Origin of the sequence: Streptomyces sp. NPDC056128 (assembly GCF_042263835.1) — a bacterium.
Classification (GTDB): Bacteria; Actinomycetota; Actinomycetes; order Streptomycetales; family Streptomycetaceae; genus Streptomyces.
In genome coordinates, this window is the sequence record NZ_JBHJVQ010000012.1 from 96,398 (window position 1) to 121,759 (window position 25,362).

Genomic DNA, 25,362 nt, shown 5'->3' on the forward strand with positions numbered 1-25,362 from the left:
CCGCCCGCCCTACTTGTTGGCGTCCTCCACCATCTGCTTCAGCTTGGCCGGGGTCATCGACTGGTCCTGGTAGATGTTCGTGCCGTCAAGCAGCACGGTCGGGGTGCCGCTGAAGCCGCCGTTCTGGAAGGCCTGGTTGGACTTCTCCACCCAGCTGTTGTGCCTGCCGTTCCGCACGCACTCCTGGAACGGGGTGGTGTCGAGGCCGTCGACCTTGCCGGCCAGGTCGATCAGCCGGTCCTCGTCGGCGAAGGCGTCGTCGCTCTCGGGCGGCTGGTTGGTGAACAGCACGTCGTGGTACGGGGTGAACTTCCCGGCGTCCTGGGCGCAGGCGGCGGCATTCGCGGCCTTGCGGGAGCCGGTGCCGCCCATGTTGCCGTCGATGATGGTCGCCAGGTGGTACTCGACCTTGAGCTGTCCGGACTCGGTCAGCTCGTGGATCGTGTCGCGGTATGCCAGCTCGAAGCCCTTGCAGGCCGGGCAGCGGAAGTCCTCCCAGATGGTGAGCGTCGACTTGGCGCCGTCCTCACCGACGGGGATCGCGAGGCCGTCCTTGCCCTGCGCGCCCGAGGGCGCCACGACCGGCCCGGCCGAGTCACTGCCGTCGTCCTTGCCCGCGTTCGCCGCGACCACGCCGATCACCGCCGCGAGCCCCAGGACGCAGACCACGCTCGCGCCGACGATCAGCGCGCGGCGGCGCTTGTCCCTGGACCTGTGCTTCTCGCGCTCGGCCGCCAGCTTCTCCCGGGCGGTGCGCTTTCCCTGTCGATTCTTCTCGCTCACACCCCGCAGAACGAACCGGGGAGGCGCAGCGCGCCTCCCCGGTCCGAGGTCCACCCGTACGAGGGACCCTGGTCACGTGCCCGTCGTCACGCCTTTCCGCGTACGCCCTTCGCGAGGTCGGCGGCGAGGGCGCGGACGCCCTCCAGGCCGGCCGCGTCGTCGGGGGCGTCCAGCATGCGCTTGACGAACGCCGAGCCGACGATCACGCCGTCGGCGAAGCCGGCCACCTCGGCGGCCTGCGCGGCGTTGGAGACGCCGAGTCCGACGCAGACCGGGATGTCGGTGGTGGCGCGGGTGCGCCGCACCAGGTCCTCGGCCTGCGCGCCGACCGACTCACGGGTGCCGGTGACGCCCATGAGGGAGGCGGCGTAGACGAAGCCGCTGCCGGCCGCGGTGATCTCGACGAGCCGCGCGTCCTTGCTGCTGGGGGCGACCACGAAGACGGTGGCGAGCCCGTGCTTCTCCGCGTGCTCCCTCCACAGCGCCGACTCCTGGACCGGCAGGTCGGGCAGGATGCACCCGGCGCCCCCGGCCTCGGCCAGCTCGGCGGTGAACCGCTCGACGCCGTAGCGGTCGATGGGGTTCCAGTACGTCATGACGAGGATCGGCTTGCCGGTGGCGGCGTGGGCCTCCCGGACCGTGCGCATCACGTCGGCGATGCGGACGCCGCCCTTGAGGGCGATGTCGTCGGCGGTCTGGATGACCGGGCCGTCGAGCACCGGGTCGCTGTGCGGCAGACCCACCTCGACGACGTCGGCGCCGCCGTCGAGCGCGGCCTTGATCGCCTCGATGCCGCCGTCGACGGTCGGGAACCCGGCCGGGAGGTAGGCGATGAGTGCGGCGCGGCCCTCGGACCTGGCCCCGGCGAGGGTGTCGTTCAGCAGCTGTACGTTCCCGCTCACTTGGCGTCCCCCTCGATCTCCGCGGTGGTGCCGGCCTCGTCGGCGGCGACCTCGGCGTCGGTGTCGTACAGCCCGAAGTAGCGGGCGGCGGTGTCCATGTCCTTGTCGCCGCGGCCGGACAGGTTGACGACGATCAGCCCGTCCTTGCCCAGCTCCTTGCCGACCTCCAGGGCGCCGGCCAGCGCGTGGGCGCTCTCGATGGCCGGGATGATGCCCTCGGTGCGCGACAGCAGGCGCAGCGCCTGCATGGCGGCGTCGTCGGTGACCGCGCGGTACTCGCCGCGGCCGGAGTCCTTGAGGTAGGAGTGCTCGGGGCCGATGCCCGGGTAGTCCAGACCGGCCGAGATCGAGTACGGCTCGGTGATCTGGCCCTCGTCGTCCTGGAGGACGTAGGAGCGCGAGCCGTGCAGGATGCCGGGCTCGCCCGCGGTCAGGGTGGCCGCGTGCTCGCCGCTCTCGATGCCGTGCCCGGCGGGCTCGCAGCCGATGAGGCGGACGTCCGCGTCGGGGATGAAGGCGTGGAAGAGGCCGATGGCGTTGGAGCCGCCGCCGACGCAGGCGATCGCGGCGTCGGGGAGGCGTCCGGCCTGCTCCAGGAGCTGGCGGCGGGCCTCGACGCCGATGACGCGGTGGAAGTCGCGCACCATCGCCGGGAAGGGGTGCGGTCCGGCGACGGTGCCGAAGAGGTAGTGCGTGTGGTCGACGTTGGCGACCCAGTCGCGGAACGCCTCGTTGATGGCGTCCTTGAGGGTGCGGCTGCCGGACTTCACGGCGATGACCTCGGCGCCGAGCATGCGCATGCGGGCCACGTTCAGGGCCTGGCGCTGGGTGTCGATCTCGCCCATGTAGATGGTGCAGTCGAGGCCGAAGAGGGCGCAGGCCGTCGCCGTCGCCACGCCGTGCTGGCCGGCGCCGGTCTCCGCGATCACGCGGGTCTTGCCCATGCGCTTGGTGAGCAGGGCCTGGCCCAGCACGTTGTTGATCTTGTGAGAGCCGGTGTGGTTCAGGTCCTCGCGCTTGAGGAAGACACGGGCGCCGCCGGCGTGCTCGGCGAAGCGGGGTACTTCGGTGAGGGAGCTGGGGCGGCCGGTGTAGTGGACGAGCAGGTCGTCGAGTTCACGGGCGAACTCGGGGTCGTGCTTGGCCTTGTCGTACTCGACGGCCACCTCGTCGACGGCGGCGACGAGGGCCTCGGGGATGAACTTGCCGCCGAACGCGCCGAAGTAGCCTTCGGTGGTGGGGACTTGACCCTCCGGGTCGGGGATGAAGAAGTTGCTGGGCATGCGTGTACCTCACGGTGAGTGTCTGACGTGACTAATCGCCGTGGGGGCGGGTGTCGTGTGTCGGCTACAGGCCCGTCGTGGCCGGTCGCGCAGTTCCCCGCGCCCCTAGGTTGGCTGGTGCCATCGCATGCCGTTGACCTGCCCAGGTTCGTCTCCGATGACGTACCGCACCCGGCGGCCGTGGATCCGGCGCGCGGGGGCGCGGCAGCCGCGGGGGCGGCAGCCTCGCGCCAGGCGCGCATACGGATCCCTGGCGGCCAAGGTGAGCGGGAGAGTCATCGTCGGTCAGCCTACCGGGGGTCAGCCGCGGCCGTGGCGCAGTGCCGGGTGTTCGCCGGCGGCGACCAGGTCGGAGACCGCCGTCTTCGGGTCGCGGCCGGTGACCAGGGACTCGCCGACCAGGACGGCGTCGGCGCCCTCGTTGGCGTAGGCGATGAGGTCGTGCGGGCCGCGGACGCCGGACTCGGCGACCTTGACGATGTGCGCGGGGATCTCCGGAGCGACCCGTTCGAAGGTGCCGCGGTCGACCTCCAGGGTCTTCAGGTTGCGCGCGTTGACGCCGATGACCTTGGCGCCCGCGTCCACCGCGCGCTCGACCTCGTCCTCGTCGTGGACCTCGACGAGCGGGGTGAGGCCGATGGACTCGGCGCGCTCGATCAGGGACTCCAGCGCGGGCTGGTCGAGCGCCGCGACGATCAGCAGCACGAGGTCGGCGCCGTGCGCGCGGGCCTCCCACAGCTGGTACGAGGTGACGACGAAGTCCTTGCGCAGCACGGGGATGTCCACCCGGGCGCGGACCGAGTCCAGGTCGGCCAGTGAGCCGCCGAAGCGGCGCTCCTCGGTGAGGACGGAGATGACGGCGGCGCCGCCCGCCTCGTAGTCCGCGGCGAGTCCGGCCGGGTCGGCGATGGCCGCCAGCGCGCCCTTGGACGGGCTGGAGCGCTTGACCTCGCAGATGACCTTGACGCCGTCGCCGCGCAGGGCGGCCACACCGTCCTTCGCGGGACGGGCCTTGGCCGCGCGCTCCTTGAGCTCGTCGAGGCTGACGCGCGCCTGCCGCTCCGCGAGGTCGGCACGGACTCCGTCGATGATCTCGTCGAGCACACTCACGCGAGCGGCCCCCTTTCAGACGGCGAAACCTGTGGTCACTGTGATGGTATCCGGAGCGGGGCACGGGGCTCGCATCCGGCCGCCGCCGGTCCCATTACCTGGACATTCATCGGATGATCAAGGGCGGAGCCAGCCACCGAACGGCAGGTTCCGGACAACCGTGAAGACCAGCAGCAACGTCCCCAGCGCCCACAGGTGGACCGGTCCCAGTTCGACCCGCAGCGGCCGCCCGCGGGCCGCGCGGATCACCCAGACGGTCCACAGGACGGCGAACCCCAGATAGCCCAGGACCGCCGTCGCGTTGGCCTGCAGCGCGGCGAGCAGGTCCCCGTGGACGAAGGCGTGGGCGCTGCGCAGGCCGCCGCAGCCGGGGCAGAGGACCCCCGTGAAGCGCAGCAGGGGGCAGACGGGGTAGTGCCCGGGTTCGTTGGGGTCCACGGCACCCACATAGGCGAAGGCCCCGGCGACGGCCGCGAGCACCGCGGCCGGAACGGCGAGGCGGGCGGCCCGGCCCCTCGGTACGGCGCTGGTCGGGGTCGGCTGTGCGGTCTCGGCGTCCACGCCCCGCATTCTGCCCCCGGCGGTCCCCACCCGCACGTGAGGGGCGGTCCCGGCACCCGTGTGCCGCTCCGCCCCTCCGGTGGGTCCGTGACGCCGTGCGGGGTCAGCCCTTGGCGTCGGCCGTGACGCGCTCGCCGGCGACCTGGTGCACGGGATGGCTGTGCTTCGGCTGGCCGAGGCCCATCATCCGCATGATGTAGCCCACCACACCACCGAGGACCACGACTCCGAGACCGGCCCAGAAGCCCATGGGCTGGGCCGCCACCATGAACAGGCCCGCGATGCAGAAACCGATGAAGGCGATGATGACACCGGTCCAGGCGGCCGGGGTGTGACCGTGGCTGCTGCCCGCCATTGCTTGCTCCTCGTTGCTGTGTGCCGTGTCTGAGCAGGACGCTCGTACCCATTGTCCCGCACGGTCGCACGCGCCGTGAGCGGGGGTGCTCCGCCGGGGGAAGGCGCGTCAGGCGCTGGTGGGGTCCTCGCCGCGGTCGATGGCCTTCCAGAGGTCCTCGGGACGGTCCGGGTCCACGGTCTGCGGCTTGCGGCGCGGGCGCGGGGTGCCGTCGCGCTCGTAGCGGCCGGACATCGCGGGCCACTGGCGGCCGTAGCGCAGCGCGAGCAGCCCCGCGAGCAGCAGCAGGGCGCCGCCCACGGCCGCGACGTACGGCCAGGCGGTGTGCGAGAGGACGTCCACGGTGGCCGAGGTGTCGCCGGCGGCCTTCGCGGCCTGGTCGTCCAGCGCGGAGCTGTCGGAGGCGCCGGCCAGGGCGGCGGCGATGGTGCCCGCGCCGCTCAGCGCGAGCAGGCCGGCCACCGCGAAGCGGCCCGCGCGGCGGACGGCGAACACGGCGACGAGCGCGGCGAGGCCCACTATGGCCAGCGCCGCGGGCACGCCCGTGACGTCGCTGCCCTTGGCGGTCAGGGGGAACACGCCGCCGGCCACCGTCGCGGTGCCCTCCGCCCACTCCTGCCGGGTGGCGAGCAGGGCGACGGCGGCGCCGAGGGCACCGCACAGCAGGGCGACGGCGAGGCTCCGCCGGCCGGCCCGGGCGGGTCCTGCGGCTGGGGTACGGGGGTGAGGAACGGCTGTCACGTACTCCACTATCACCCGAACCCCGGGCGAACCGTCACCCGGGGTTCGGATTGGCCGGCGTGAGAATCGCCCCACCACTCCGGCGGGTTGGCCCTATTGCGCCAGTCGGTTGGCCGTGTGTACGGCGCGCAGCACCGCCGCCGCCTTGTTGCGGCACTCGGTGTCCTCGGCGACGGGGTCGGAGTCGGCGACGACGCCGGCGCCCGCCTGGACGTAGGCGGTGCCGTCGCGCAGCAGCGCGGTGCGGATGGCGATGGCGGTGTCGGAGTCGCCCGCGAAGTCGAGGTAGCCGACGCAGCCGCCGTACAGGCCGCGCCGGGAGGGTTCGAGTTCGTCGATGATCTGGAGAGCGCGGGGCTTGGGGGCGCCGGAGAGGGTGCCGGCCGGGAAGCAGGCGGTGAGGACGTCGAAGGCGGTGCGGCCGGGGGCGACCCGTCCGGTGACCGTCGAGACGATGTGCATGACGTGCGAGTACCGCTCGACGGACATGAAGTCGACGACCTCGACGGAGCCGGGCTCGCAGACCCGGCCGAGGTCGTTGCGGCCGAGGTCGACGAGCATCAGGTGCTCGGCGCGCTCCTTGGGGTCGGCGAGCAGTTCGTCGGCGAGGGCCTGGTCCTCCTGCGGGGTGGCGCCGCGGGGCCGGGTGCCGGCGATGGGGTGCACCATGGCGCGGCCGTCCTCGACCTTGACCAGGGCCTCGGGCGACGATCCGACGACGTCGAAGCCGTCGAGGCGGAGCAGGTACATGTACGGGGAGGGGTTGGTGGCCCGCAGCACCCGGTACACGTCCAGCGCGCTCGCGGTGCACGGCGTCTCGAACCGCTGGGAGGGGACGACCTGGAAGGCCTCGCCCGCGCGGATGCGCTCCTTGATGTCCTCGACGGCCTCCTGGAAGTCGGGGCCGCCCCACAGCGCGGTGTACTCGGGCAGCTCGGACGGCGGCAGCGCGGCCGGGGGCTGGGCGACCGCGCGGGTGAGGTCGGCCTCCATGACGTCCAGGCGGGCGATCGCGTCGGCGTAGGCCTCGTCGACGCCGGTCTCCAGGTCGTTGTGGTTGATCGCGTTGGCGATCAGCAGGACCGAGCCCTCCCAGTGGTCCATGACGGCGAGGTCGCTGGTGAGCAGCATGGTCAGCTCGGGGAGCCTCAGATCGTCGCGCTCCCCCGGGCCGACCTTCTCCAGGCGGCGCACGATGTCGTAGCCGAGGTAGCCGACCATGCCGCCGGTGAAGGGCGGCAGACCCAGGTCGTGGGCGAGGTCGCGGGGGGTGTGCAGGGCCTCGACGGTGGCGCGCAGGGCGGCCAGCGGGTCGCCGTCGGTGGGGACGCCGACGGGCGGGGTGCCCTGCCAGTGGGCCTCGCCGTCCCGCTCGGTGAGGGTGGCGGCGCTGCGGACGCCGACGAAGGAGTAGCGGGACCAGGACCGGCCGTTCTCCGCGGACTCCAGGAGGAAGGTGCCGGGGCGCTCGGCGGCCAGCTTGCGGTAGAGCGCCACGGGGGTGTCGCCGTCGGCGAGGAGCTTGCGGCTCACCGGGATCACGCGGCGGTCGGCGGCCAGCTTGCGGAAGGTCAGGAGGTCCATGTCGTCCATGGCGGCAGACCCTACTGACCTGCCGCGGGCGCGTCGGCACCCGCGCCGTCGGCGCCCTCGGTGCCCCCGGTGCCCCCGGTGCCCTCGGTCGCTTCGGCGAGGAGCACGTCGGCGTCGAAGCAGGTGCGGGCGCCGGTGTGGCAGGCGGCGCCGACCTGGTCGACCTTGACCAGGACGGTGTCGGCGTCGCAGTCCAGGGCGACGGACTTCACCCACTGGAAGTGCCCGGAGGTGTCGCCCTTGATCCAGTACTCCTGCCTGCTGCGCGACCAGTAGGTGCAGCGTCCCGTGGTCAGCGTGCGGTGCAGCGCCTCGTCGTCCATCCAGCCGAGCATCAGCACCTCTCCGGTGTCGTACTGCTGGGCGATGGCGGGCAGGAGGCCGTCGGCGCTGCGCTTGAGGCGGGCCGCGATCTCCGGGGCGAGCGGGCTGGGCGGCCGGGGGGAGCTGCTGGTCATGCGCCCATTGTGCCGCGCGGGCCGGACACTCCCCGGCGCTGTCCATTGGGCGGACCCGGCCGGGCGCCGTAGGCTGGCCGCATGTCGACTTTCGCCAAGCGTGAACGACTTCTGCTCGCGGACCTGTTGGAGACGGCGGGCCCGGACGCACCGACCCTGTGCGAGGGCTGGCGGACCCGCGACCTCGCCGCGCACGTGGTGGTGCGCGAGCGCCGGCCGGACGCCGCCGGGGGCACCCTGATCAAGCAGCTGGCGTCCCGGCTCGACCGGGTGATGGAGGAGTACGGCGCGAAGCCGTACGAGGAGCTGCTCCAGCTGATCCGCACCGGCCCGCCCCGGTTCTCGCCGTTCCAGCTCAAGCAGGTGGACGAGGCGGCGAACACGGTGGAGTTCTACGTCCACACCGAGGACGTCCGCCGGGCCCGGCCCGACTGGTCGCCGCGCGAGCTGGACCCGGTCTTCCAGGACGCCCTGTGGTCCCGCCTGGAGCGCGCCGCCCGGCTGATGGGCCGGGGCATCCCGACCGGCCTCGTCCTGCGCCGCCCGAACGGCCAGACGACCGTCGCCCACCGGGGCACGCCGGTGGTGACGGCCACCGGCGAGCCGTCCGAGCTGCTGCTGTTCGCGTACGGCCGCCAGGACGCGGCGAACGTGGAACTGGAGGGCGAGAAGGCCGCGATCGCCAGGCTGCAGGAGACGAAGCAGCTCGGGCTCTGAGCGCGCCGCTTCACTTCGGCAGTTCGGCCCGCCGCAGGCCCGGCGCGCACAGGGCGACGACCCCGCCGAGGGCGCAGACCACCGCGCTGACGACGAAGACCGGCCCGGTGCCCCAGACGCCGATCGCGGCGGCGGACAGCGGCATGCTCAGGGGCGCGATCCCCAGGCTGACGATCCCGGCCACCGCCGTGACGCGCCCCAGGTAGGCGGTGTCGGTCTGGGTCTGCAGCAGGGCTCCGCACATGGCGCCGCTGAGGCCCGTGAGCAGCCCCACGAGCACCGCGGTGCCGACGGCCACGGGGAGGCCGGGCGCGTACGCCAGGGCGGCGATGGCGGCGGCGCCGGGGATGATGGCTCCGGCGGCGACCAGACCGGCGTGCGGGACGCGTCCGCGCACGGTCAGCAGCAGCGCCGCCACGCCGGCCCCCGTTCCGAAGCCGCCGAGCACCCAGCCCATGCCGGAGGCGCCCCAGCCGCGTTCGTCCGCGAGCAGGGTGAGGCCGACGTTGAGCGGGCCGACGAAGCCGAGGTCGCCGAGGGCGATGGTGATCATCAGCGGGCCGAGGACGCGGTGCCGGCGGATGTGGCGCAGGCCGGCCCGCAGGTCGCGCCAGGCGGTGCTGTCCCGGGCGGTGTCGGCGGTGGCCTCGTCGGGCGGCAGCTCGCGCACCCGTACGGAGACCAGCAGCGGCACGGACACGGCGATCAGCAGCCCCGCGCACGCGAAGGCGGCGGCCGAACCGCCCACCGCCACGCCGAGCCCGCCGAGCGGGGCGCCCACCACGGCGGCGAAGCGGATGCCGAGGCCGCGCATCCCCTGGACGCGGGCGAGCTGGTCCTTGGTGGTGATCCGCGCGGGGAGCGCGCCGACGGCGGGCAGGAACACGGCGTCGACGGTGCCGAAGACGACGGCGAGCAGCGCGAGCAGCCACAGTCCGGGGTCGGTCACGAAGAGCACGGCGGCCACCGCGAGGACCGTGCCGCACCGTACGGCGTCGCTGCCGATGACGACCTTGCGCGGCCCGAACCGGTCGGCGACCACGCCGCCGCCCAGCATCAGCAGCGCCCGCGGCACCGCGCTCACGGCGGTGACGATCCCGGCCTGCGCGGCGGTGCCGTTCTGCACGGCGGCCCACGACAACGCGAGGTAGAAGACCATGTCACCGACCATGGAGACGGTGTAGGCGACGACCCAGCGCAGGACGTTGGGGTCGCGGTGGGCGGCGACCGCTGCGGCCGGGAGTACGAGGGTGTCCGGCACGGACGTGGTCCGCTCAGACACGGAACGGGAACCCGTACACGTGCAGCGCGACGTTCTCGCGCCCGTCGGTGTCACCGGCGGCTTCGGCGGCCTTGCCCTTCTCGTCGTACTTCTTCGCCAAGGCGAGCAGCTCAGCGGCCAGCTCGGCCAGCTCGGCCGAGGTCAGCCGGAGCAGGGACTCGTTGTCGGGGGCGGCGGAGTTCCACTCGGGCCCCCAGGTCTGGCGTTCGTCGAGGTAGCGGCGGTACATGCCGGCGCGCTGCTCGTGGAAGAGCCGGGTGGCCGCGAGGTGGGCGGCCGCTCGCTCGGGGGCGTCGCGGAAGTTCTCGTCGCGGATGCTGACCCCGTCCGAGGCGGGCTGCCACCACCGTTCCCTGCCGTCCGCGCTCTGCGCTTCGGCCTGCTCGACCAGCCCGTGCTCGGCGAGCTTGCGCAGGTGATAGCTGACCAGGGAGACCGCCTCGTCCACCTGCTCGGCAAGCTGCGAGGCGGTCGCCGTACGCGCCACGCACAGCCCTCGGTAGAGCTGCATGCGCAGGGGGTGCGCCAGGGCTTTGAGGGTGCCCAGGTCGGTGATGGGACGGTTCTCCTCGCGGGTCATGACCTCACGCTAATCAGAAAAGAAAAGTTGCGCAATTAATTTTGCGCAACTTCCCTTTCCTAAGGTGTCGCACCGCGCTCTTGGCGCCTGGCGGCCACACCTTCCATCAGTGCGTCATGCGCGAGGCACTCGACGGAGACTCCACGCCGCCGCGCCTCAGCCCGCAGCTCTGCCAGCTCTTCCTCGGTGAACTCGATGGTGAATGCAGTCATACGGGCATGTTAGGAGCCGGGGTCGCACAAGGTCGCACAGCTGCCACCAACGCGCGACGCCCTCGAACTAGCGAACGGGATGCCCCGCCTCGCGGAGCGTGTCCTTCACCTGGCCGATCCGCAGGTCGCCGAAGTGGAAGACGGAGGCCGCCAGGACCGCGTCCGCGCCCGCCGCCACGGCGGGCGGGAAGTCGGTGAGGCGGCCCGCGCCGCCGGAGGCGATCACCGGGACGGTCACGTGGCGCCGGACCGCCTCGATCATCTCCAGGTCGTAGCCGTCCTTCGTGCCGTCCGCGTCCATCGAGTTGAGCAGGATCTCCCCCGCGCCCAGCTCCGCGGCCCGGTGCGCCCACTCCACCGCGTCGATGCCGGTGCCGCGCCGGCCGCCGTGGGTGGTCACCTCGAAGGTGCCCGCCTCGGTGCGCCGCGCGTCCACGGACAGCACGAGGACCTGGCGGCCGAACCGCTCCGCGATCTCGCGGATCAGCTCGGGCCGGGCGATGGCGGCCGTGTTCACGCCCACCTTGTCCGCGCCGGCCCGCAACAGCTTGTCGACGTCGTCGGCGGTACGCACGCCGCCGCCGACGGTCAGCGGGATGAACACCTGCTCGGCGGTGCGCCGCACCACGTCGTAGGTCGTCTCGCGGTTGCCCGACGAGGCGGTGATGTCCAGGAACGTCAGCTCGTCGGCGCCCTCGGCGTCGTACACCTTGGCCATCTCGACGGGGTCGCCCGCGTCGCGCAGGTTCTGGAAGTTCACGCCCTTGACGACCCGGCCGTCGTCCACGTCCAGGCAGGGGATGACTCGGACCGCCAGGGTCATGAATCCACGGCTCCTCTTACTGTCCTCTGAATGCTTCCACTTCCACCGACACCAGCACCCGCGAGTCGATGAAGCCCTCGACGACCAGCAGGGTCGTCACCGGGCGTACGGCGTCGAACAGCTCCTTGTGGGCGCGGCCCACCGCGTCGACGTCGCGCGAATGTGCCAGGCACACACGCGTCCGGATCACGGACTCGATGCCGAGCCCGAACTCACCGATCGCCTCGACCGCGGTGGCGAAGGCCACCTTGGTCTGTTCGTACGGGTCGCCGTCGCCGTACAGCACGTCGCCCTTGAAGGCGGTCGTGCCGGCCACGATGACATGATCACCCGCTGCCACGGCCCGTGCGAAACCGAAGGACTCTTCCCAGGGACTTCCGCTCTGCACACGCCGTACGGCTTCGGATGTCATGGCGACACAGCCTCCAAGGCTTCTTCCAGGGTGAACGCCTTCGCGTACAGGGCCTTCCCGACGATGGCCCCCTCGACACCGGCCGGGACGAGACCGGCGATGGCGCGCAGGTCGTCCAGGGAGGAGACGCCGCCGGAGGCGACGACCGGGCGGTCGGTCGCCGCGCAGACGTTCTTCAGGAGTTCCAGGTTGGGGCCCTGGAGGGTGCCGTCCTTGGCGATGTCGGTGACGACGTACCGGGCGCAGCCCTCCTTGTCGAGGCGGGCCAGCGTCTCGTAGAGGTCGCCGCCGTCGCGGGTCCAGCCGCGGCCGCGCAGCGTGGTGCCGCGTACGTCGAGACCGACGGCGATCTTGTCGCCGTGCTCGGCGATGATCCCGGCGACCCACTCGGGGGTCTCCAGCGCGGCCGTGCCCAGGTTCACCCGCGTGCAGCCGGTGGCGAGCGCGGCGGCGAGGGTGTCGTCGTCGCGGATGCCGCCGGACAGCTCGACCTTGATGTCCATGGCCCGCGCGACCTCGGCGATCAGCGCGCGGTTGTCGCCGGTGCCGAACGCGGCGTCCAGGTCGACGAGGTGCAGCCACTCGGCGCCGGAGCGCTGCCAGGCGAGGGCGGCCTCCAGCGGGGAGCCGTAGGAGGTCTCGGTGCCGGACTCGCCGTGCACGAGGCGGACGGCCTGCCCGTCGCGGACGTCGACGGCGGGGAGGAGTTCGAGCTTGCTCATCTCTACCGGGCTCATCTCTTCTACCGGGCTCATCTCTACAGGGTCTCGATCCAGTTGGTGAGGAGCTGGGCTCCCGCGTCACCGGACTTCTCGGGGTGGAACTGCGTGGCCCACAGGGCGCCGTTCTCCACGGCGGCCACGAAGGGCTTGCCGTGCGTGGACCAGGTGACCTTGGGCGGGGCGATCAGCGGGTTGAGCGACTCCTGGGTCCAGTCGTGGACGGCGTAGGAGTGCACGAAGTAGAAGCGGGCGTCCGCGTCCAGGCCGGCGAAGAGCTGGGAGTCGGCCGGCGCGTCGACGGTGTTCCAGCCCATGTGGGGCACGATGTCGGCCTGGAGCGGGCCGACCGTGCCGGGCCACTCGTCCAGGCCCTCGGCTTCCACGCCGTGCTCGATGCCGCGTGCGAACAGGATCTGCATGCCCACGCAGATGCCCATCACCGGGCGGCCGCCCGACAGCCTGCGGTCGACGACCCAGTCGCCGCGGGCCGCCTTGAGGCCGTCCATGCAGGCGGCGAAGGCGCCGACGCCGGGGACCAGCAGGCCGTCGGCGTTCATGGCCTTGTCGTAGTCACGGGTGATCTCGACGTCGGCTCCCGCGCGCGCGAGGGCGCGCTCGGCGGAACGGATGTTGCCGAAGCCGTAGTCGAAGACGACGACCCGCTTGGCGGGGGAGGTCAATTCCACACCTCCAGGCGCAGCACGCCCGCGAACAGACACATCGCGGCACCGATGGAGAGCAGCACGATCAGGCCCTTGGGCATCTGCTGCTTGGCGAAGGAGATGATGCCGCCGATGAAGAACAGGCCGACGACGATCAGCGCGGTGGACGTACCGTTCATGGGTTAGAGCGCGCCCTTCGTGGAAGGCAGGATGCCGGCCGCGCGCGGGTCGCGCTCGCTGGCGTAGCGCAGGGCCCGGGCCAGCGCCTTGAACTGGCACTCCACGATGTGGTGCGCGTTGCGCCCGTACGGCACGTGCACGTGCAGGGCGACCTGGGCCTGGGCGACGAAGGACTCCAGGATGTGCCGGGTCATCGTGGTGTCGTACTCGCCGATCATCGGCGCCATCTTCTCGGGCTCGGTGTGCACGAGGTAGGGGCGGCCGGAGAGGTCGACGGTGACCTGGGCGAGGGACTCGTCCAGCGGGACCGTGCAGTTGCCGAAGCGGTAGATGCCCACCTTGTCGCCGAGGGCCTGCTTGAAGGCGGCGCCCAGCGCGAGGGCGGTGTCCTCGATGGTGTGGTGGGAGTCGATGTGCAGGTCGCCGTCGGTCTTCACGGTGAGGTCGAACAGACCGTGCCGGCCGAGCTGGTCGAGCATGTGGTCGTAGAAGCCGACGCCGGTGGCGATGTCGGTCTTCCCGGTGCCGTCGAGGTCGATCTCGACGAGGACCGAGGTCTCCTTGGTCGTACGCTCCACGCGTCCCACGCGGCTCATGTGTTCTGCTCCTTCTTGACTTCACGTACCGCGTCGAGGAACGCGTCGTTCTCCTCCGGGGTTCCGGCGGTGACCCGCAGCCACCCCGGTACGCCGTTGTCCCGGACCAGCACGCCCCGGTCGAGGATCTTCCGCCAGGCCTCGTGGGAGTCCGCGAACCGCCCGAACTGGACGAAGTTGGCGTCGGACTCGGTCACCTCGTAGCCGATGGCGCGCAGTTCGGCGACCAGCCGGTCCCGCTCGGTCTTCAGCTGCTCGACGTACTTCAGCAGCGTGTCCGTGTGCTCCAGGGCGGCCAGCGCGGTCGCCTGGGTCACGGCCGAGAGGTGGTACGGCAGCCGTACGAGCTGGACGGCGTCGACGACGGCCGGGTGCGCGGCGAGGTAGCCCAGGCGCAGGCCCGCCGCGCCGAACGCCTTCGACATGGTGCGGGAGATCACGAGGTGCGGCCGGCCGTCCAGCAGCGGCAGCAGCGAGGCGCCGTGGCTGAACTCGATGTAGGCCTCGTCCACGACGACCATCGAGGGCTTCGCCGCCTGGGCGGCCTCGTACAGGGCGAGGACGGTCTCGGCCGGGACGGCGTTGCCGGTGGGGTTGTTGGGGGTGGTGATGAAGACGACGTCCGGGCGGTGCTCGGCGAGGGCGCGCTCGGCGGCGGGCACGTCGATGGTGAAGTCGTCGTGGCGCGGGCCGGAGATCCAGCCCGTGCCGGTGCCGCGCGCGATGAGGCCGTGCATCGAGTACGAGGGCTCGAAGCCGATCGCGGTGCGGCCCGGGCCGCCGAAGGTCTGGAGCAGCTGCTGGATGACCTCGTTGGAGCCGTTGGCCGCCCAGACGTTGCCCGTGTCCAGCGGGTGGCCGGAGGTCTTCGTCAGGTACTCGGCGAGCCTGGTGCGCAGCTCGACCGCGTCCCGGTCCGGGTAGCGGTTGAGGTCGCGGGCGGCCTCGCGGACCCGCTCGGTGATCCGTTCGACCAGCGCCTCGGGCAGCGGGTAGGGGTTCTCGTTGGTGTTCAGCCGTACGGGCACGTCCAGTTGGGGCGCGCCGTAGGGGGACTTGCCGCGCAGCTCGTCCCGTACGGGGAGATCGTCGATGCCGGTCACTTGCCGTCCGGAACCTTCCACTCGAACCTCGCCTTGATCGCCGCCCCGTGCGCGGGCAGGTCCTCGGCCTCCGCCAGCGTCACCACGTGGTGCGCGACCTCGGCCAGCGCGTCGCGCGTGTAGTCGACGATGTGGATGCCGCGCAGGAAGGACTGCACGGACAGGCCCGAGGAGTGGCAGGCGCAGCCGCCGGTGGGCAGGACGTGGTTGGACCCGGCCGCGTAGTCACCGAGGGAGACGGGCGCCCAGGGGCCGACGAAGACCGCGCCGGCGTTCTTCACCCGGTCGGCGAGGGCGGCGGCGTCGGCGGTCTGGATCTCCAGGTGCTCGGCGCCGTAGGCGTCGACCACGCGGAGGCCCTCGTCCAGGCCGTCGACCAGGACGATCGCGGACTGGCGGCCCTTCAGGGCCGGGACGATCCGGTCGTCGATGTGCTTGGTGGCCTCGACCTGCGGCTGGAGTTCCTTCTCGACCGCGTCCGCGAGCTCCACGGAGTCGGTGACCAGGACGGCGGCGGCCAGCGGGTCGTGCTCGGCCTGGCTGATCAGGTCGGAGGCGACGTGCACCGGGTCGGCGGTGGCGTCGGCGAGGACCGCGATCTCGGTCGGGCCGGCCTCGGCGTCGATGCCGATCTTCCCGGTGAAGTAGCGCTTGGCGGCGGCGACCCAGATGTTGCCGGGGCCCGTGACCATGTTGGCGGGCGGGCAGGACTCGGTGCCGTACGCGAACATCGCGACGGCGGTGGCGCCGCCCGCCGCGTACACCTCGTCGACGCCGAGCAGGGCGCAGGCGGCGAGGATGGTCGGGTGCGGGAGGCCGTTGAACTCGGCCTGGGCGGGCGAGGCGAGGGCGACCGACTCGACGCCGGCCTCCTGCGCGGGCACCACGTTCATGATCACGGACGACGGGTAGACCGACCGGCCGCCGGGCGCGTACAGCCCGACCCGTTCGACCGGCACCCACTTCTCGGTGACCGAGCCGCCGGGCACGACCTGCGTGGTGTGGGTGGTGCGGCGCTGCTCGCGGTGGACGAGCCGGGCGCGGCGGATGGACTCCTCCAGGGCCGCGCGCACGGCCGGGTCCAGCTCCTCCAGCGCGCGCGTGAGCGCGGCCGCCGGGACCCTGACCTGGTCCAGCCTGACCCCGTCGAACTGCTCGGCGAAGTCGATCAGCGCCGCGTCGCCCCGATGATGCACGGCCTCGCAGATCGGACGCACCTTCTCCAGGGCGGCCGAGACGTCGAAGTCGGCTCGGGGCAGCAGGTCGCGCAGGGCGGGGCCCTCGGGGAGGGCGTCGCCGCGCAGATCGATTCGGGAGATCACGGAACCAATTCTCTCAGACCCGCGTCGGACACGGTTCGCGCGTATCAATGGCTGATACAGAACGCGACGGCCCCGCGCGGCCCACGGGCAACTCACCCGAATCGGTGCTCACTTTGAGTGTTCGGAGTGTCACCCAGTGGGCATGAACGGTTGTACGAAGAGTGAGCGACCGACGAGTAGCTGGGGAGGGAGTGAAGTGCTGTGACCGTAGTGGTGGGCCCCCGTGACGGAGAGCTGCCGGACGACCTGACCGCCGCCGAGGCCGGCATGTGGCAGGCCTTCCGCAACGGCAGCGTGTACGACCTCAGCAGCGGCGACGCGCTCGTCGACGACCCGCACGGCGGGCACCCGTGGGGACCGGAGCGGAGCGTGCGGGCCCGCATCGTCTGCTGGCTGCTGCTCGACGGTCCCCCGGCCCTCGCGGGCCGGGTGGCCTCGCTCCAGCTGACGGGCGTGCGGATCAGCGGCACGATGGACCTCGCCGGCGGCACCGTGGAGCCGTACGTCGAGCTGCGCGGCTGCCGGTTCGAGCGGGAGGTGCTGCTGCCGGAGACCCGGTTCACGACCGTGCGCCTGGTGGACTGCTGGGTGCCGCGGCTGGAGGCGGCCCGGCTGCACACCGAGGGCGACCTGCACCTGCCCCGCTCCCGCTTCCCCGGCGGCATCCGCCTGACGGACGCGCAGATAGGCACCGACCTGCTGCTCAACCAGGCGATCGTGCACCGGGACCGCCACGGCCGTTCCATCGCGGCGGACGGCATGACGGTCGGGCAGGACCTCCAGGCCGAGATGCTGGAGTCGCACGGCGAGATGAGTCTGCGCAGCGCCCAGGTCGGCGTGTCGCTGAGCCTGCGCGGCGCCCGGCTCCTCAACCCGTACACGCGGCACGCGCTCAACGCACCGCAGCTGACGGTGGAGCGCACCCTGTACCTGACACCGGCCGGGCTCGGCAGCCCGCTGCTGCGGGGCACCACGCCCGCGCAGGGGACGCGGATCCAGCGCTTCGAGTGCGAGGGCGGGGTGCGGCTGGACGACGGGCGGTTCGGCGACGCGCTCGACTTCGAGCATGCCCGGTTCGCCTTCGCCGACGACCAGGAGCTGTCGCTGCGCCGGGTGCAGACGCCCGAGCTGCGGTTCCTGGGCGAGCGGCCGGCGCGCGGCCGGGTGGTGCTGTCGGGGGCGCGGGTCGTCAATCTGATGGACCGGGCGGACAGCTGGCCAGGACCGGGCCGGCTGCACATGGGCGGCTTCACCTACGAGAACCTGGTGCCGCGGGGGCCGTTCCCGCTGGAGAAGCGGCTGCGCTGGGTGGGCGCCGCGACCGCCGAGTACAACCCGGAGCCGTACGAGCGCCTCGCCGCCGTGCTGCGGGCCGGCGGCGAGGACGAGGACGCCCGCGAGGTGCTGCTCGCCAAGCACCGCCGGCGCCGCGAGAGCCTGCCGATCGCCGCGAAGCTCGTGGGGTACGCCCAGGACTGGACGGTCGCGTACGGCTACCGGCCGGGGCGGGCCGCGGTGTGGATGGCGGTGCTGTGGGCGGCGGGCTCGCTCGCCTTCGCCCGCGCGGAACCGCCGCCGTTGAAGACCGGCGAGCACCCGGACTGGAACCCGGCCCTCTTCGCCCTCGACCTGCTCCTGCCGGTCATCGACCTGGGCCAGGCCGGCTTCTGGCAACTCCACGACGCCTGGCAGTGGCTGGCGACGGCCCTGATCCTGCTGGGCTGGATCCTGGCAACGACGGTCGCGGCGGGCGCGACCCGCCTGCTGCGCAGAGGCTGATCCCTCCGGGGGTGAGGCGCCTCCACGTCCGACGCCCACAGCCCGCGACCGCCGGGGCCACCCGCACCCGACCACGAAAGCCGCACGGATGGCGCGACCTCCGGGGGTGGGGCGCTTCAGGTCCGACGCCCCACAACCCGCGGCCGCCGACGGCGAGAAGCCCCGCCGGGGCCACCCGCACCCGACGACGAAAGCCGCACGGGTGGTGCGGGTGGGAACACAATCGGCCGAAGGCGAAGCCGAGGCCGAATCCGGACCCGGCCCGCACAACCATCCCGCCCGGTCGACCGTCGTAGACACCATGCTGCGCGCGTTCCTAAGGACCGCGGCCGCCCGGGCCCGCGCCCGGACCTCACGGCCCGCCCAAGACGACGACGTGCTCCTCGACGCCCCCGACGACCGCCTCGCCCCCGCCCTCCTCGCCGCGGCCCGCGGCGAGCACACCCCCGCGGCCGGCCTCCTCGCCGGCACCCGCGAGGACGCGGAGTGGGAGCACCGCGACCGGTACACCACACGGCTCGCCGCCTTCTCCCGCTCCCGTTCCGAATGGCTCGACACCTGGCGGGCCACCGCCCCGGACGACCCCGGCGCCCCGCTGGTCGCGGCGCGCCTGGCGGTCGCCCGCCACTGGGACTCACCGGACCGTGCCGAGCTGCTGCGCCAGATCGTGCCCACGGTCACCGCGGCGGCCGAGGGCGCCGGACCCGACCCGGTGCCCTGGCGCACGGCGCTGGACGCGGCGCGGGGCGCCGGCGCCGGACACGCCGAGTTCGAGCGGCTGTGGGGACAGGCGGTCCGCCGCTCCCCGCACCACTACGGCTGCCACGTCGCCGCCCTGGAGTACCTGGCCGCCGCCTCCCCCGGCGCCCACCGCGAATGCCTGGACTTCGCCGAGACGGCCGCGCAGGACGCCCCCGAGGACGCACTGGTCCGGGCGCTGCCGCTGCGGGCGGCCTTCACCTGTCTGCGGGCCACCGGCGCCGACGGCGGCTCCGCGAGCGGCGTACCCCCGCGTGACCTCCGTGTCCGCCTGGACGCGGCCGCCGACCGCGCGATCGCCCTGTCGGCGGCCCACCCGGCGGCCGACCCCTGGGCGGCGGAGCTGCGGAACCTGCTGGCGTACGTCCTCGTGTGCCTGGACCGGCCCGCGGACGCGGCGGAACAGCTGCGGCTGACCGGCCCGTACGTCACGTCCTTCCCCTGGGACCGGGAGACGGACGACCCGCTCGGCCGCTTCCTCCAGGTGCGCGCGGACGTCCGCGCGGCCGTGACCGCCGCGCCGACGACGGGTTCGGGCCATCCACGAAGTGGGCGGGGCGGACGCGTCGGTCCCGGCGACCATTAGGCTTCTGCGTCGTGACCACCGTCCGGCTCCCCCTCTTCCCCCTGAACTCCGTCCTGTTCCCGGGGCTGGTGCTCCCCCTCAACATCTTCGAGGAGCGCTATCGCGCCATGATGCGCGAACTGCTGAAGACCTCCGAGGACGAACCCCGCCGGTTCGCCGTCGTGGCGATCCGTGACGGCTACGAGGTGGCCCAGAGCGCTCCCGGCCTGCCCGACCCGACGGCCACGCTGGAACGCGGGCCGACGGCCGGGTTCGGCCCCGACCCGATCAAGGCGTTCCACAAGGTGGGCTGCATCGCGGACGCCGCGACGATCCGCGAGCGGGCCGACGGCACCTTCGAGGTGCTGGCGACCGGCACGAACCGGGTGCGCCTCGTCTCGGTGGACGCTTCGGGCCCCTTCCTGACGGCGGAGCTGGAACCGCTGTCGGAGGAACTGGGCGACGAGGCCGGCGCGCTGGCCGAGGGCGTCCTGCGGTCCTTCCGGCAGTACCAGAAGCGGCTGGCGGGGGCGCGCGAGCGGTCGCTGGCGACCGGCGCCGAGCTGCCGGACGAACCGGGTGTGGTCTCGTACCTGGTCGCCGCCGCGATGATGCTCGACACGCCGACGAAGCAGCGTCTGCTCCAGGCTCCGGACACCGCGTCCCGCCTGCGGGACGAGCTGAAACTCCTTCGCTCCGAGACCGCCGTCATCCGTACGCTGCCGTCCCTGCCCGCGTCGGAACTGACGCGCGGCCCGACGAGTCTCAACTGAGGTACCGGCCCGCATGGCGAAGAAGTCGAAGAAGCAGCAGTCCGGCGGCACGCCCGCGACGGTGGCCCTCACGGCGGCCGGGGTGACGTACACCGTGCACGCCTACGAGCACGACCCCGCGCACCCGTCGTACGGCGAGGAGGCGGCCGAGGCGATGGGCGTCTCGCCGGAGCGGGTCTTCAAGACGCTGGTGGCGGACGTCGACGGCGCCCTGACGGTCGCGGTGGTGCCGGTGGCGGGCCAGCTGGACCTGAAGGCCCTGGCGGCCGCGGTGGGCGGCAAGCGCGCGGCGATGGCCGACCCGGCGCTGGCCGAGCGCACCACGGGCTACGTGCGGGGCGGCATCTCGCCCCTGGGCCAGCGCAAGCGGCTCGCGACGGTGCTGGACGCGTCGGCCTCGGGCCACGCCACGATCTGCGTCTCGGCGGGCCGCCGCGGCCTGGAGGTCGAGCTGGCCCCCGACGACCTCACCAAGCTGACGGACGCGGTCCTCGCGCCGATCGGACGCGCGTAACCCCTCGACGAGGGCGCCGTTCTCGGCTAATCAGACAGAACATGTCGAAGAGAACCCGCAAACGCAGGTGGCGCACCAGAAAGGGCCGGGCGAACCACGGCCGCCGCCCCGCCTAGACCGGGCGACGGCACGCGAGCCGCGTCGGCTCGGCGGGAGCTACGCCGGCTCGGCGGGAGTTACGCCGGCTTGTCCCCGTACGGTGCGGGCCAGGGGTCCGGCTCCGGGTCCCTGGGGCCGAACAGGCCCGTCAGCCCCAGGTGGACGACGAGCGCCGCCAGCGACCAGGCCAGCAGCGCGCCCTTCGCGCCCAGCTTCAGCGGCGCGTCGAACGTCACGCCCTTGCCCACGTCCTTCGCGTGGGCGATCACGTCCTGTGCGGGGCCGAGCCACACGCCGACCCGCCACGCCAGGAGCGAGCCGAGCAGTCCGCCGACGCCCAGCGCCACCACCAGCGGCACGCCGCCGCGCCGCCGCAGCAGGAAGGCCACGACCGCGCTGAGCGCCCCGAACGCCAGCGCGAGCAGCGTGAACGTTCCGTCGACGCCGATCGCCTGCTCGCCCTCGGACTGCTTCAGGAAGACCACCCAGCGCTCGTCGACCACGTCGCCGACCAGCGGCACGGTCGGGGCCAGCTTCCACCACAGCACGCCCAGCAGCGCCCCGGAGAGCGCGATCGCCAGCACGGCCACGGCGGCCTGCCGCACTTCGGTCAGCATCCCGGGGCCGTCCTGTTCGCCGTGGTGGTCGTACGGTGCGCCGGGCGCGGTCCCCACCGCGTGCGCGCCGACGGGCGGCGGCACCGGCCCGCCCTGGTACGACGGGCGTTCGTTCGGCGGGGGTGGCGGATTCAGAGGAGCGGTCACCGTGCCATCGTGCCAAACCCGCCGGTGCGGCACATCACCGGACGGCCGCCCTGCGGTACGCCCAGGTGGCGACGGCCAGGGAGATCACACCGACCCCGGCGCACACCGCGAGGTCACCGAGGACGAAGGCCCAGTCGGGCCGCTCCCCGAAGGTGCGCGCGAACGCCTCCACGCCGTACGTCGAGGGCAGCAGGTCCCGGACCAGCCGGACCGCCTCCGGCATCCGCTCGGCCGGCAGCACACCCAGCAGCAGCGCCGCCGACATGCCCAGCTGACCCAGCAGGGTGGCGAACTCGGGCCGGGGCGCGAGCAGGCCGAGGGCCGCGCCCAGTCCGGCGAGCGCGGCGCCCGCCAGCGGGATCACCGCCACCAGCACCCACAGATGCGTCATCGGCAGCCCGTACAGCAGACAGCCGAACACCGCCGTCACGACGGTCCCGGGCACCGTGAAGGACGCGTACGCGCCCGCCGCGCCCAGCACCACGGCGGCCGGCGGCACCGGCAGCGTCGCGTAGTGGTCGAGGCCGCCGCTGGCCCGCAGCTGCCCGAAGTACTGGGCGAGCAGGTTCAGCGCCACGAAGGCCACGACGAGCACCGCCGAACCGGCGACAACGGCCCGCGCCTCGCCGCCGCCGTCCACCACGCCGCGCATCAGGATCATGATGCCGACCGACTGGAAGGTGGCCACGAAGAGCAGCGGGATGCGCGCGACCCGCGCCCGGGACAGCTGCGCCCGGTACACGGCCACCAGGGAGGGCCACAGCCGCGCCTTGGGTCCCAGCTCGGCGGCGTCCTGCTCCTCGACGGCCAGGACGCCGCCCGGCAGGACATCGGCGGATACGACACTCACGTCGCGCTGCTCCCCTTCGTTGGGGTCGTTGGAGACGGTCGCCCTGACGGGTACGGATGCGGCGGCCGATGTGCTCACCGTGCGTGCGCTCAAGCCCTCACCAGCCCCTGCCGCGCCGCGCCGCCCAGCGCCAGGTATACGTCCTCCAGGCTGGGCGTGGCCAGGGTGAAGTCGTCGAGCGCGGCGAAGGCGGCACCGCCGGTGACGGTGGCGACGACCGCGCGGGCCTCCTCGGGGGCCAGCCGCAGCGTCCAGCGCCGCCCCGACTCGACGACGCGGTCGCGCAGGGCGGCGACCTCCGGGACGTGCAGAGGGGCCGTCTCGCGCCACACCAGGTCGACGCGGACCTCGCCGGCGACCTTCTCCTTGAGCCCGGAGGGCGTGTCGCAGGCGATGACGCGTCCCCGGTCGAGGACGGCGACCCGGTCGAGGACGGTCTCGGCCTCGATGACGTTGTGGGTGACGAGCAGGACGGTGGTGCCGCGTTCGGCGCGCCGCCGGTCGACGGCCGCCCACACCGCGCGCCGGGCCACCGGGTCCATGCCGGTGGTCGGCTCGTCCAGCACGAGCAGCGGGCGCTCCCCGACCAGCGCGGAGGCGAAGCAGGCGAGGCGGCGCTGGCCGCCGGAGAGCTTCTTGATCGGGCGGGCGGCGAGGGGGGTCAGGCCCAGCTCGTCGAGGACCGCGTCCCGCTCGGCGCGCGCCCGCCGCACCTCCAGGCCGCGCAGCCGCCCGGTGGTCTCGGCGGCGAGCGACACGGTCAGCTCGTCCAGGGCGCTGGACTCCTGTCCGAGGTAGGCGAGGATCCGGGCGGCCCGCTCGGGGTGGCGCACGACGTCGTGCCCGAGGATCTCCACGCTGCCGCGGTCGGGCCGCATCAGGCCGGTGAGCTGGCGTACGAGGGTGGACTTGCCGGCGCCGTTGGGCCCGAGCAGGCCGAAGATCTCACCGCGGCGGATGTCCAGGGTCACGTCGTCGGTGGCCCGCACCTCGGGAGTGGCGGGAACGCCGCGCCTGCCGCGCTGGGCCGGATAGGTCTTGGTCAGTCCGCGCACCGCGCACACGGCGCCGCCACCGGGTCGTAGTGCCTGTGCCGCGCGCGTACTCACAAGGGACGAGACTACGGGGTCCGTCCCCCCGGCCCGCCCCGGGGTCCGCCCATAAGTGTCGATTCAGCCGGGGAGGCGCCGGAGCGCCTCACTCCGCCGCGGGGGTGCGTTCGGTCGCCGTCCGCACGTCGATCTCCCGCCAGAACCCGGCCCGGATCGCGTACCGGTCGTGCTCGTCGATCTGGTCGTCCTTGTGGGCCAGCAGCCCGAAGCGCGCCGCGTAGCGCAGCAGCTCCCCGTCCACGCGGTGCGGGATGCGCGGGTACATCCCGGAGAGTTTCTGCAGGTGGCCGTGGTCGCCGAGGCGCTCCAGCCAGCGGCGGGCGAAGACCTGACCGACCTCGTACGGGTCGCCGCCGACCGTGGTGATGTCCTCCTCGCGGTCGGCCCAGCGCTGCTCGGCCGTGGTGAGCTGGGCCAGCGTCGGCATGGAGGCGGCCTCGGACGGCTCGGCGGCGGGCCGGTCGACCCAGCCCTTGTCGGAGGACCAGCGCAGGGTGGCGGTGGTCGGTTGCGGGGCATGAGGGGCGCCGGGGGCGCGCAGGGCGGCCAGGTCCTTGGGGGTGGGCACGCCCTTGGCGGGCGGTACGCGCTCCTCGGCGCCGTTGCGCCCGGCGGCCGTCGTGGGGTGCTCGGGCTCCTGTGCGGGCCGTTCGGCGGTCGCCGAGAGGGCCGATTCGGGCAGCGGCGCGGAGAGGATCGCGGCGATCTCGGGGCGGGGCACGGGCGGCGGCGCGCAGATCCCGCCGAGTTCCTTGGCGCGTACCGCCTTGGTGATCCACGTACGGTCCAGGACGCGTCGTTCGTCGGCCTCGGCGACCAGGTCCTCGGACTGGTTGTAGTCGCCGTCGGCGGCCTGTACGGCCCACAGGTGGACGGCGACGCCGTGCTCCTTGGCGGCCATCATGCCGGGCAGCAGATCGCCGTCGCCGGTCACCAGGACGACGTCGGAGCAGGCGCGGTTGCGGGCGAGCTCGGTCAGCTCGGCGTGCATGGCGGCGTCGACGCCCTTCTGCGCCCAGCGGCCGTCACTGCGCGTGAGGGCACCAAGCCGGACGGTGACCCGGGGCATCACGCGCAGCCGGCGGTGTTCGGGCTGCGGGACACGGTCGGGGGCGCCGTCGAACCAGTAGATGCGCAGCAGGGGCTGCCCGGTGTCGGATTCGGCGCGGTCGCGCAGCCCCTGGATGAGGGCGGCGTGGTCGACGGTGATGCGCGAGCGTGAGGGCTCCCCGGCGAGCAGACTCGCGGCGGCCCCCAGCAGATACCCGGCGTCCACCAGGACGATGCAGCGGTCCACGCGATCCACCCTCTTTCCGGGAGGTTTGCTTCGGGCTTCCTTCGAGTCTGCCCGACGGCGCGGAGGTTAACGGCCCGAACTCGATCTTCGGCGTGGCGTTTCGGCGGACCGGACCCCGACGAGCCGTGTCACGCACGGTAATTGCCCGATATGCGTTCTTTATCGGCCTATGTGAATCTGGTTCCGTCGTTGGCCCCTAGATCCCCCTCAGGAGGTAGATCACCATGGCCAAGAACAAGAACAACCGTGACCGTAAGCAGCCCCACGCCGAGCGCGCCCCGCAGGGCGCCGAGTCGAACGTGCTGGAGCGCGAGGAGCAGCACTCCCCGCAGCTGACGACGCCCGGCGACGCCGCGTCCCGCAAGCGCCAGAAGCGCTTCGGCCACAACTGAGCAACACCACAGCCACAACTGGCATGGGGCGCGCCCGGCAACCGGGAGCGCCCCTCGCTCG

General features: G+C 73.0%; 31 protein-coding genes. 6 read left to right on the forward strand and 25 right to left on the reverse strand.

All coding sequences use genetic code 11. The features are described from left to right. Positions 1 to 9: 9 nt before the first annotated feature. From ACFC1X_RS22990 to hisI, 10 genes are all read right to left on the reverse strand, one after another. Positions 10 to 783 carry a DsbA family protein gene (locus ACFC1X_RS22990; protein ID WP_376356438.1) on the reverse strand — a complete coding sequence of 258 codons (774 nt, stop codon included), beginning with the start codon at positions 781 to 783 and terminating at the stop codon, positions 10 to 12. An 86-nt stretch (positions 784 to 869) separates the two neighbouring features. After that, a complete protein-coding gene (gene trpA, locus ACFC1X_RS22995) occupies positions 870 to 1,685 on the reverse strand; it encodes a tryptophan synthase subunit alpha (protein ID WP_376356440.1) in 816 nt (271 codons plus the stop codon). Then, on the reverse strand, positions 1,682 to 2,968 hold the full coding sequence (trpB, locus tag ACFC1X_RS23000; RefSeq protein ID WP_376356442.1) for a tryptophan synthase subunit beta: 1,287 nt from the start codon (positions 2,966 to 2,968) through the stop codon (positions 1,682 to 1,684). Before trpB ends, trpA begins: the two co-directional genes overlap by 4 nt. Before the next feature lie 105 nt (positions 2,969 to 3,073). Beyond that, positions 3,074 to 3,247 carry a tryptophan biosynthesis modulator TrpM gene (gene trpM / locus ACFC1X_RS23005; protein WP_376356444.1) on the reverse strand — a complete coding sequence of 58 codons (174 nt, stop codon included), beginning with the start codon at positions 3,245 to 3,247 and terminating at the stop codon, positions 3,074 to 3,076. Positions 3,248 to 3,268: 21 nt separating this feature from the next. After that, positions 3,269 to 4,078 carry an indole-3-glycerol phosphate synthase TrpC gene (gene trpC / locus ACFC1X_RS23010; RefSeq protein ID WP_052841514.1) on the reverse strand — a complete coding sequence of 270 codons (810 nt, stop codon included), beginning with the start codon at positions 4,076 to 4,078 and terminating at the stop codon, positions 3,269 to 3,271. Between the two features lie 117 nt (positions 4,079 to 4,195). Next, positions 4,196 to 4,648: a DUF2752 domain-containing protein gene (locus ACFC1X_RS23015; RefSeq protein WP_376356446.1), complete on the reverse strand. Its 453-nt coding sequence runs from the start codon at positions 4,646 to 4,648 to the stop codon at positions 4,196 to 4,198. Positions 4,649 to 4,742: 94 nt separating this feature from the next. Continuing rightward, a complete protein-coding gene (locus ACFC1X_RS23020; RefSeq protein WP_376356448.1) occupies positions 4,743 to 4,994 on the reverse strand; it encodes an HGxxPAAW family protein in 252 nt (83 codons plus the stop codon). A 108-nt stretch (positions 4,995 to 5,102) separates the two neighbouring features. Next, a complete protein-coding gene (locus tag ACFC1X_RS23025; protein ID WP_376356450.1) occupies positions 5,103 to 5,744 on the reverse strand; it encodes a TIGR02234 family membrane protein in 642 nt (213 codons plus the stop codon). Between the two features lie 84 nt (positions 5,745 to 5,828). Then, positions 5,829 to 7,319 carry an anthranilate synthase component I gene (locus ACFC1X_RS23030; RefSeq protein WP_376356630.1) on the reverse strand — a complete coding sequence of 497 codons (1,491 nt, stop codon included), beginning with the start codon at positions 7,317 to 7,319 and terminating at the stop codon, positions 5,829 to 5,831. Between the two features lie 20 nt (positions 7,320 to 7,339). Continuing rightward, positions 7,340 to 7,786 carry a phosphoribosyl-AMP cyclohydrolase gene (hisI, locus tag ACFC1X_RS23035; protein WP_376356452.1) on the reverse strand — a complete coding sequence of 149 codons (447 nt, stop codon included), beginning with the start codon at positions 7,784 to 7,786 and terminating at the stop codon, positions 7,340 to 7,342. Between the two features lie 81 nt (positions 7,787 to 7,867). Here hisI and ACFC1X_RS23040 point away from each other — a divergent pair, with 81 nt between their 5' ends. Beyond that, entirely contained in the window at positions 7,868 to 8,503 is a 636-nt protein-coding gene (locus ACFC1X_RS23040; RefSeq protein WP_376356454.1) for a TIGR03085 family metal-binding protein, read from the forward strand. Positions 8,504 to 8,513: 10 nt separating this feature from the next. Here ACFC1X_RS23040 and ACFC1X_RS23045 read toward each other — a convergent pair whose 3' ends face one another. From ACFC1X_RS23045 to hisD, 11 genes are all read right to left on the reverse strand, one after another. After that, a complete protein-coding gene (locus ACFC1X_RS23045) occupies positions 8,514 to 9,785 on the reverse strand; it encodes an MFS transporter (RefSeq protein WP_376356456.1) in 1,272 nt (423 codons plus the stop codon). Next, positions 9,778 to 10,365, reverse strand: coding sequence for an ArsR/SmtB family transcription factor (locus ACFC1X_RS23050; RefSeq protein WP_376356458.1), 588 nt, complete (start codon positions 10,363 to 10,365; stop codon positions 9,778 to 9,780). The genes ACFC1X_RS23045 and ACFC1X_RS23050 overlap by 8 nt, the downstream gene beginning before the upstream one ends. A gap of 59 nt (positions 10,366 to 10,424) precedes the next feature. Continuing rightward, positions 10,425 to 10,577: a hypothetical protein gene (locus tag ACFC1X_RS23055; RefSeq protein WP_376356460.1), complete on the reverse strand. Its 153-nt coding sequence runs from the start codon at positions 10,575 to 10,577 to the stop codon at positions 10,425 to 10,427. 67 nt (positions 10,578 to 10,644) lie between these two features. Continuing rightward, a complete protein-coding gene (gene hisF, locus ACFC1X_RS23060; protein ID WP_376356462.1) occupies positions 10,645 to 11,400 on the reverse strand; it encodes an imidazole glycerol phosphate synthase subunit HisF in 756 nt (251 codons plus the stop codon). Positions 11,401 to 11,416: 16 nt separating this feature from the next. Further along, entirely contained in the window at positions 11,417 to 11,812 is a 396-nt protein-coding gene (locus ACFC1X_RS23065; RefSeq protein WP_376356464.1) for a RidA family protein, read from the reverse strand. Next, complete coding sequence (gene priA, locus ACFC1X_RS23070; protein ID WP_376356632.1) at positions 11,809 to 12,534, reverse strand: bifunctional 1-(5-phosphoribosyl)-5-((5-phosphoribosylamino)methylideneamino)imidazole-4-carboxamide isomerase/phosphoribosylanthranilate isomerase PriA; 726 nt, start codon at positions 12,532 to 12,534, stop codon at positions 11,809 to 11,811. Before priA ends, ACFC1X_RS23065 begins: the two co-directional genes overlap by 4 nt. A 35-nt stretch (positions 12,535 to 12,569) precedes the next feature. Then, positions 12,570 to 13,220, reverse strand: a complete 651-nt coding sequence (gene hisH, locus ACFC1X_RS23075; RefSeq protein WP_125491027.1) for an imidazole glycerol phosphate synthase subunit HisH — start codon at positions 13,218 to 13,220, stop codon at positions 12,570 to 12,572. Continuing rightward, positions 13,211 to 13,375 (reverse strand): hypothetical protein, encoded by a 165-nt coding sequence (locus ACFC1X_RS23080; RefSeq protein ID WP_163015643.1) that lies wholly within the window; start codon positions 13,373 to 13,375, stop codon positions 13,211 to 13,213. The genes hisH and ACFC1X_RS23080 overlap by 10 nt, the downstream gene beginning before the upstream one ends. A gap of 3 nt (positions 13,376 to 13,378) precedes the next feature. Beyond that, entirely contained in the window at positions 13,379 to 13,972 is a 594-nt protein-coding gene (gene hisB, locus ACFC1X_RS23085) for an imidazoleglycerol-phosphate dehydratase HisB (protein ID WP_055416452.1), read from the reverse strand. Further along, complete coding sequence (locus ACFC1X_RS23090; protein ID WP_376356466.1) at positions 13,969 to 15,075, reverse strand: histidinol-phosphate transaminase; 1,107 nt, start codon at positions 15,073 to 15,075, stop codon at positions 13,969 to 13,971. Before ACFC1X_RS23090 ends, hisB begins: the two co-directional genes overlap by 4 nt. Next, positions 15,072 to 16,397: a histidinol dehydrogenase gene (gene hisD / locus ACFC1X_RS23095; RefSeq protein ID WP_376356468.1), complete on the reverse strand. Its 1,326-nt coding sequence runs from the start codon at positions 16,395 to 16,397 to the stop codon at positions 15,072 to 15,074. Before hisD ends, ACFC1X_RS23090 begins: the two co-directional genes overlap by 4 nt. Before the next feature lie 201 nt (positions 16,398 to 16,598). On the opposite strand from hisD, the gene ACFC1X_RS23100 reads away from it, so the two are divergent. From ACFC1X_RS23100 to ybaK, 4 genes are all read left to right on the forward strand, one after another. Next, positions 16,599 to 18,176, forward strand: coding sequence for an oxidoreductase (locus ACFC1X_RS23100; RefSeq protein ID WP_376356470.1), 1,578 nt, complete (start codon positions 16,599 to 16,601; stop codon positions 18,174 to 18,176). Positions 18,177 to 18,477: 301 nt separating this feature from the next. Next, complete coding sequence (locus tag ACFC1X_RS23105) at positions 18,478 to 19,521, forward strand: hypothetical protein (protein ID WP_376356471.1); 1,044 nt, start codon at positions 18,478 to 18,480, stop codon at positions 19,519 to 19,521. A gap of 11 nt (positions 19,522 to 19,532) precedes the next feature. Further along, positions 19,533 to 20,273 carry an LON peptidase substrate-binding domain-containing protein gene (locus ACFC1X_RS23110; RefSeq protein ID WP_376356473.1) on the forward strand — a complete coding sequence of 247 codons (741 nt, stop codon included), beginning with the start codon at positions 19,533 to 19,535 and terminating at the stop codon, positions 20,271 to 20,273. Positions 20,274 to 20,286: 13 nt separating this feature from the next. Next, positions 20,287 to 20,787, forward strand: coding sequence for a Cys-tRNA(Pro) deacylase (gene ybaK, locus ACFC1X_RS23115; RefSeq protein ID WP_376356475.1), 501 nt, complete (start codon positions 20,287 to 20,289; stop codon positions 20,785 to 20,787). A gap of 176 nt (positions 20,788 to 20,963) precedes the next feature. On the opposite strand, the gene ACFC1X_RS23120 is transcribed toward ybaK, so the two are convergent. From ACFC1X_RS23120 to ACFC1X_RS23135, 4 genes are all read right to left on the reverse strand, one after another. Continuing rightward, positions 20,964 to 21,650: an AAA family ATPase gene (locus ACFC1X_RS23120; RefSeq protein WP_376356477.1), complete on the reverse strand. Its 687-nt coding sequence runs from the start codon at positions 21,648 to 21,650 to the stop codon at positions 20,964 to 20,966. A gap of 34 nt (positions 21,651 to 21,684) precedes the next feature. Continuing rightward, positions 21,685 to 22,500: an ABC transporter permease gene (locus ACFC1X_RS23125; protein ID WP_376356479.1), complete on the reverse strand. Its 816-nt coding sequence runs from the start codon at positions 22,498 to 22,500 to the stop codon at positions 21,685 to 21,687. Between the two features lie 89 nt (positions 22,501 to 22,589). After that, the gene (locus ACFC1X_RS23130; protein ID WP_376356634.1) at positions 22,590 to 23,564 is read right to left on the reverse strand and encodes an ABC transporter ATP-binding protein; all 975 of its coding nucleotides are present in this window, start codon (positions 23,562 to 23,564) and stop codon (positions 22,590 to 22,592) included. Positions 23,565 to 23,697: 133 nt separating this feature from the next. Further along, on the reverse strand, positions 23,698 to 24,909 hold the full coding sequence (locus tag ACFC1X_RS23135) for an NYN domain-containing protein (protein ID WP_376356481.1): 1,212 nt from the start codon (positions 24,907 to 24,909) through the stop codon (positions 23,698 to 23,700). 224 nt (positions 24,910 to 25,133) lie between these two features. Here ACFC1X_RS23135 and ACFC1X_RS23140 point away from each other — a divergent pair, with 224 nt between their 5' ends. Beyond that, a complete protein-coding gene (locus ACFC1X_RS23140) occupies positions 25,134 to 25,301 on the forward strand; it encodes a hypothetical protein (RefSeq protein WP_376356483.1) in 168 nt (55 codons plus the stop codon). Positions 25,302 to 25,362 lie beyond the last annotated feature (61 nt).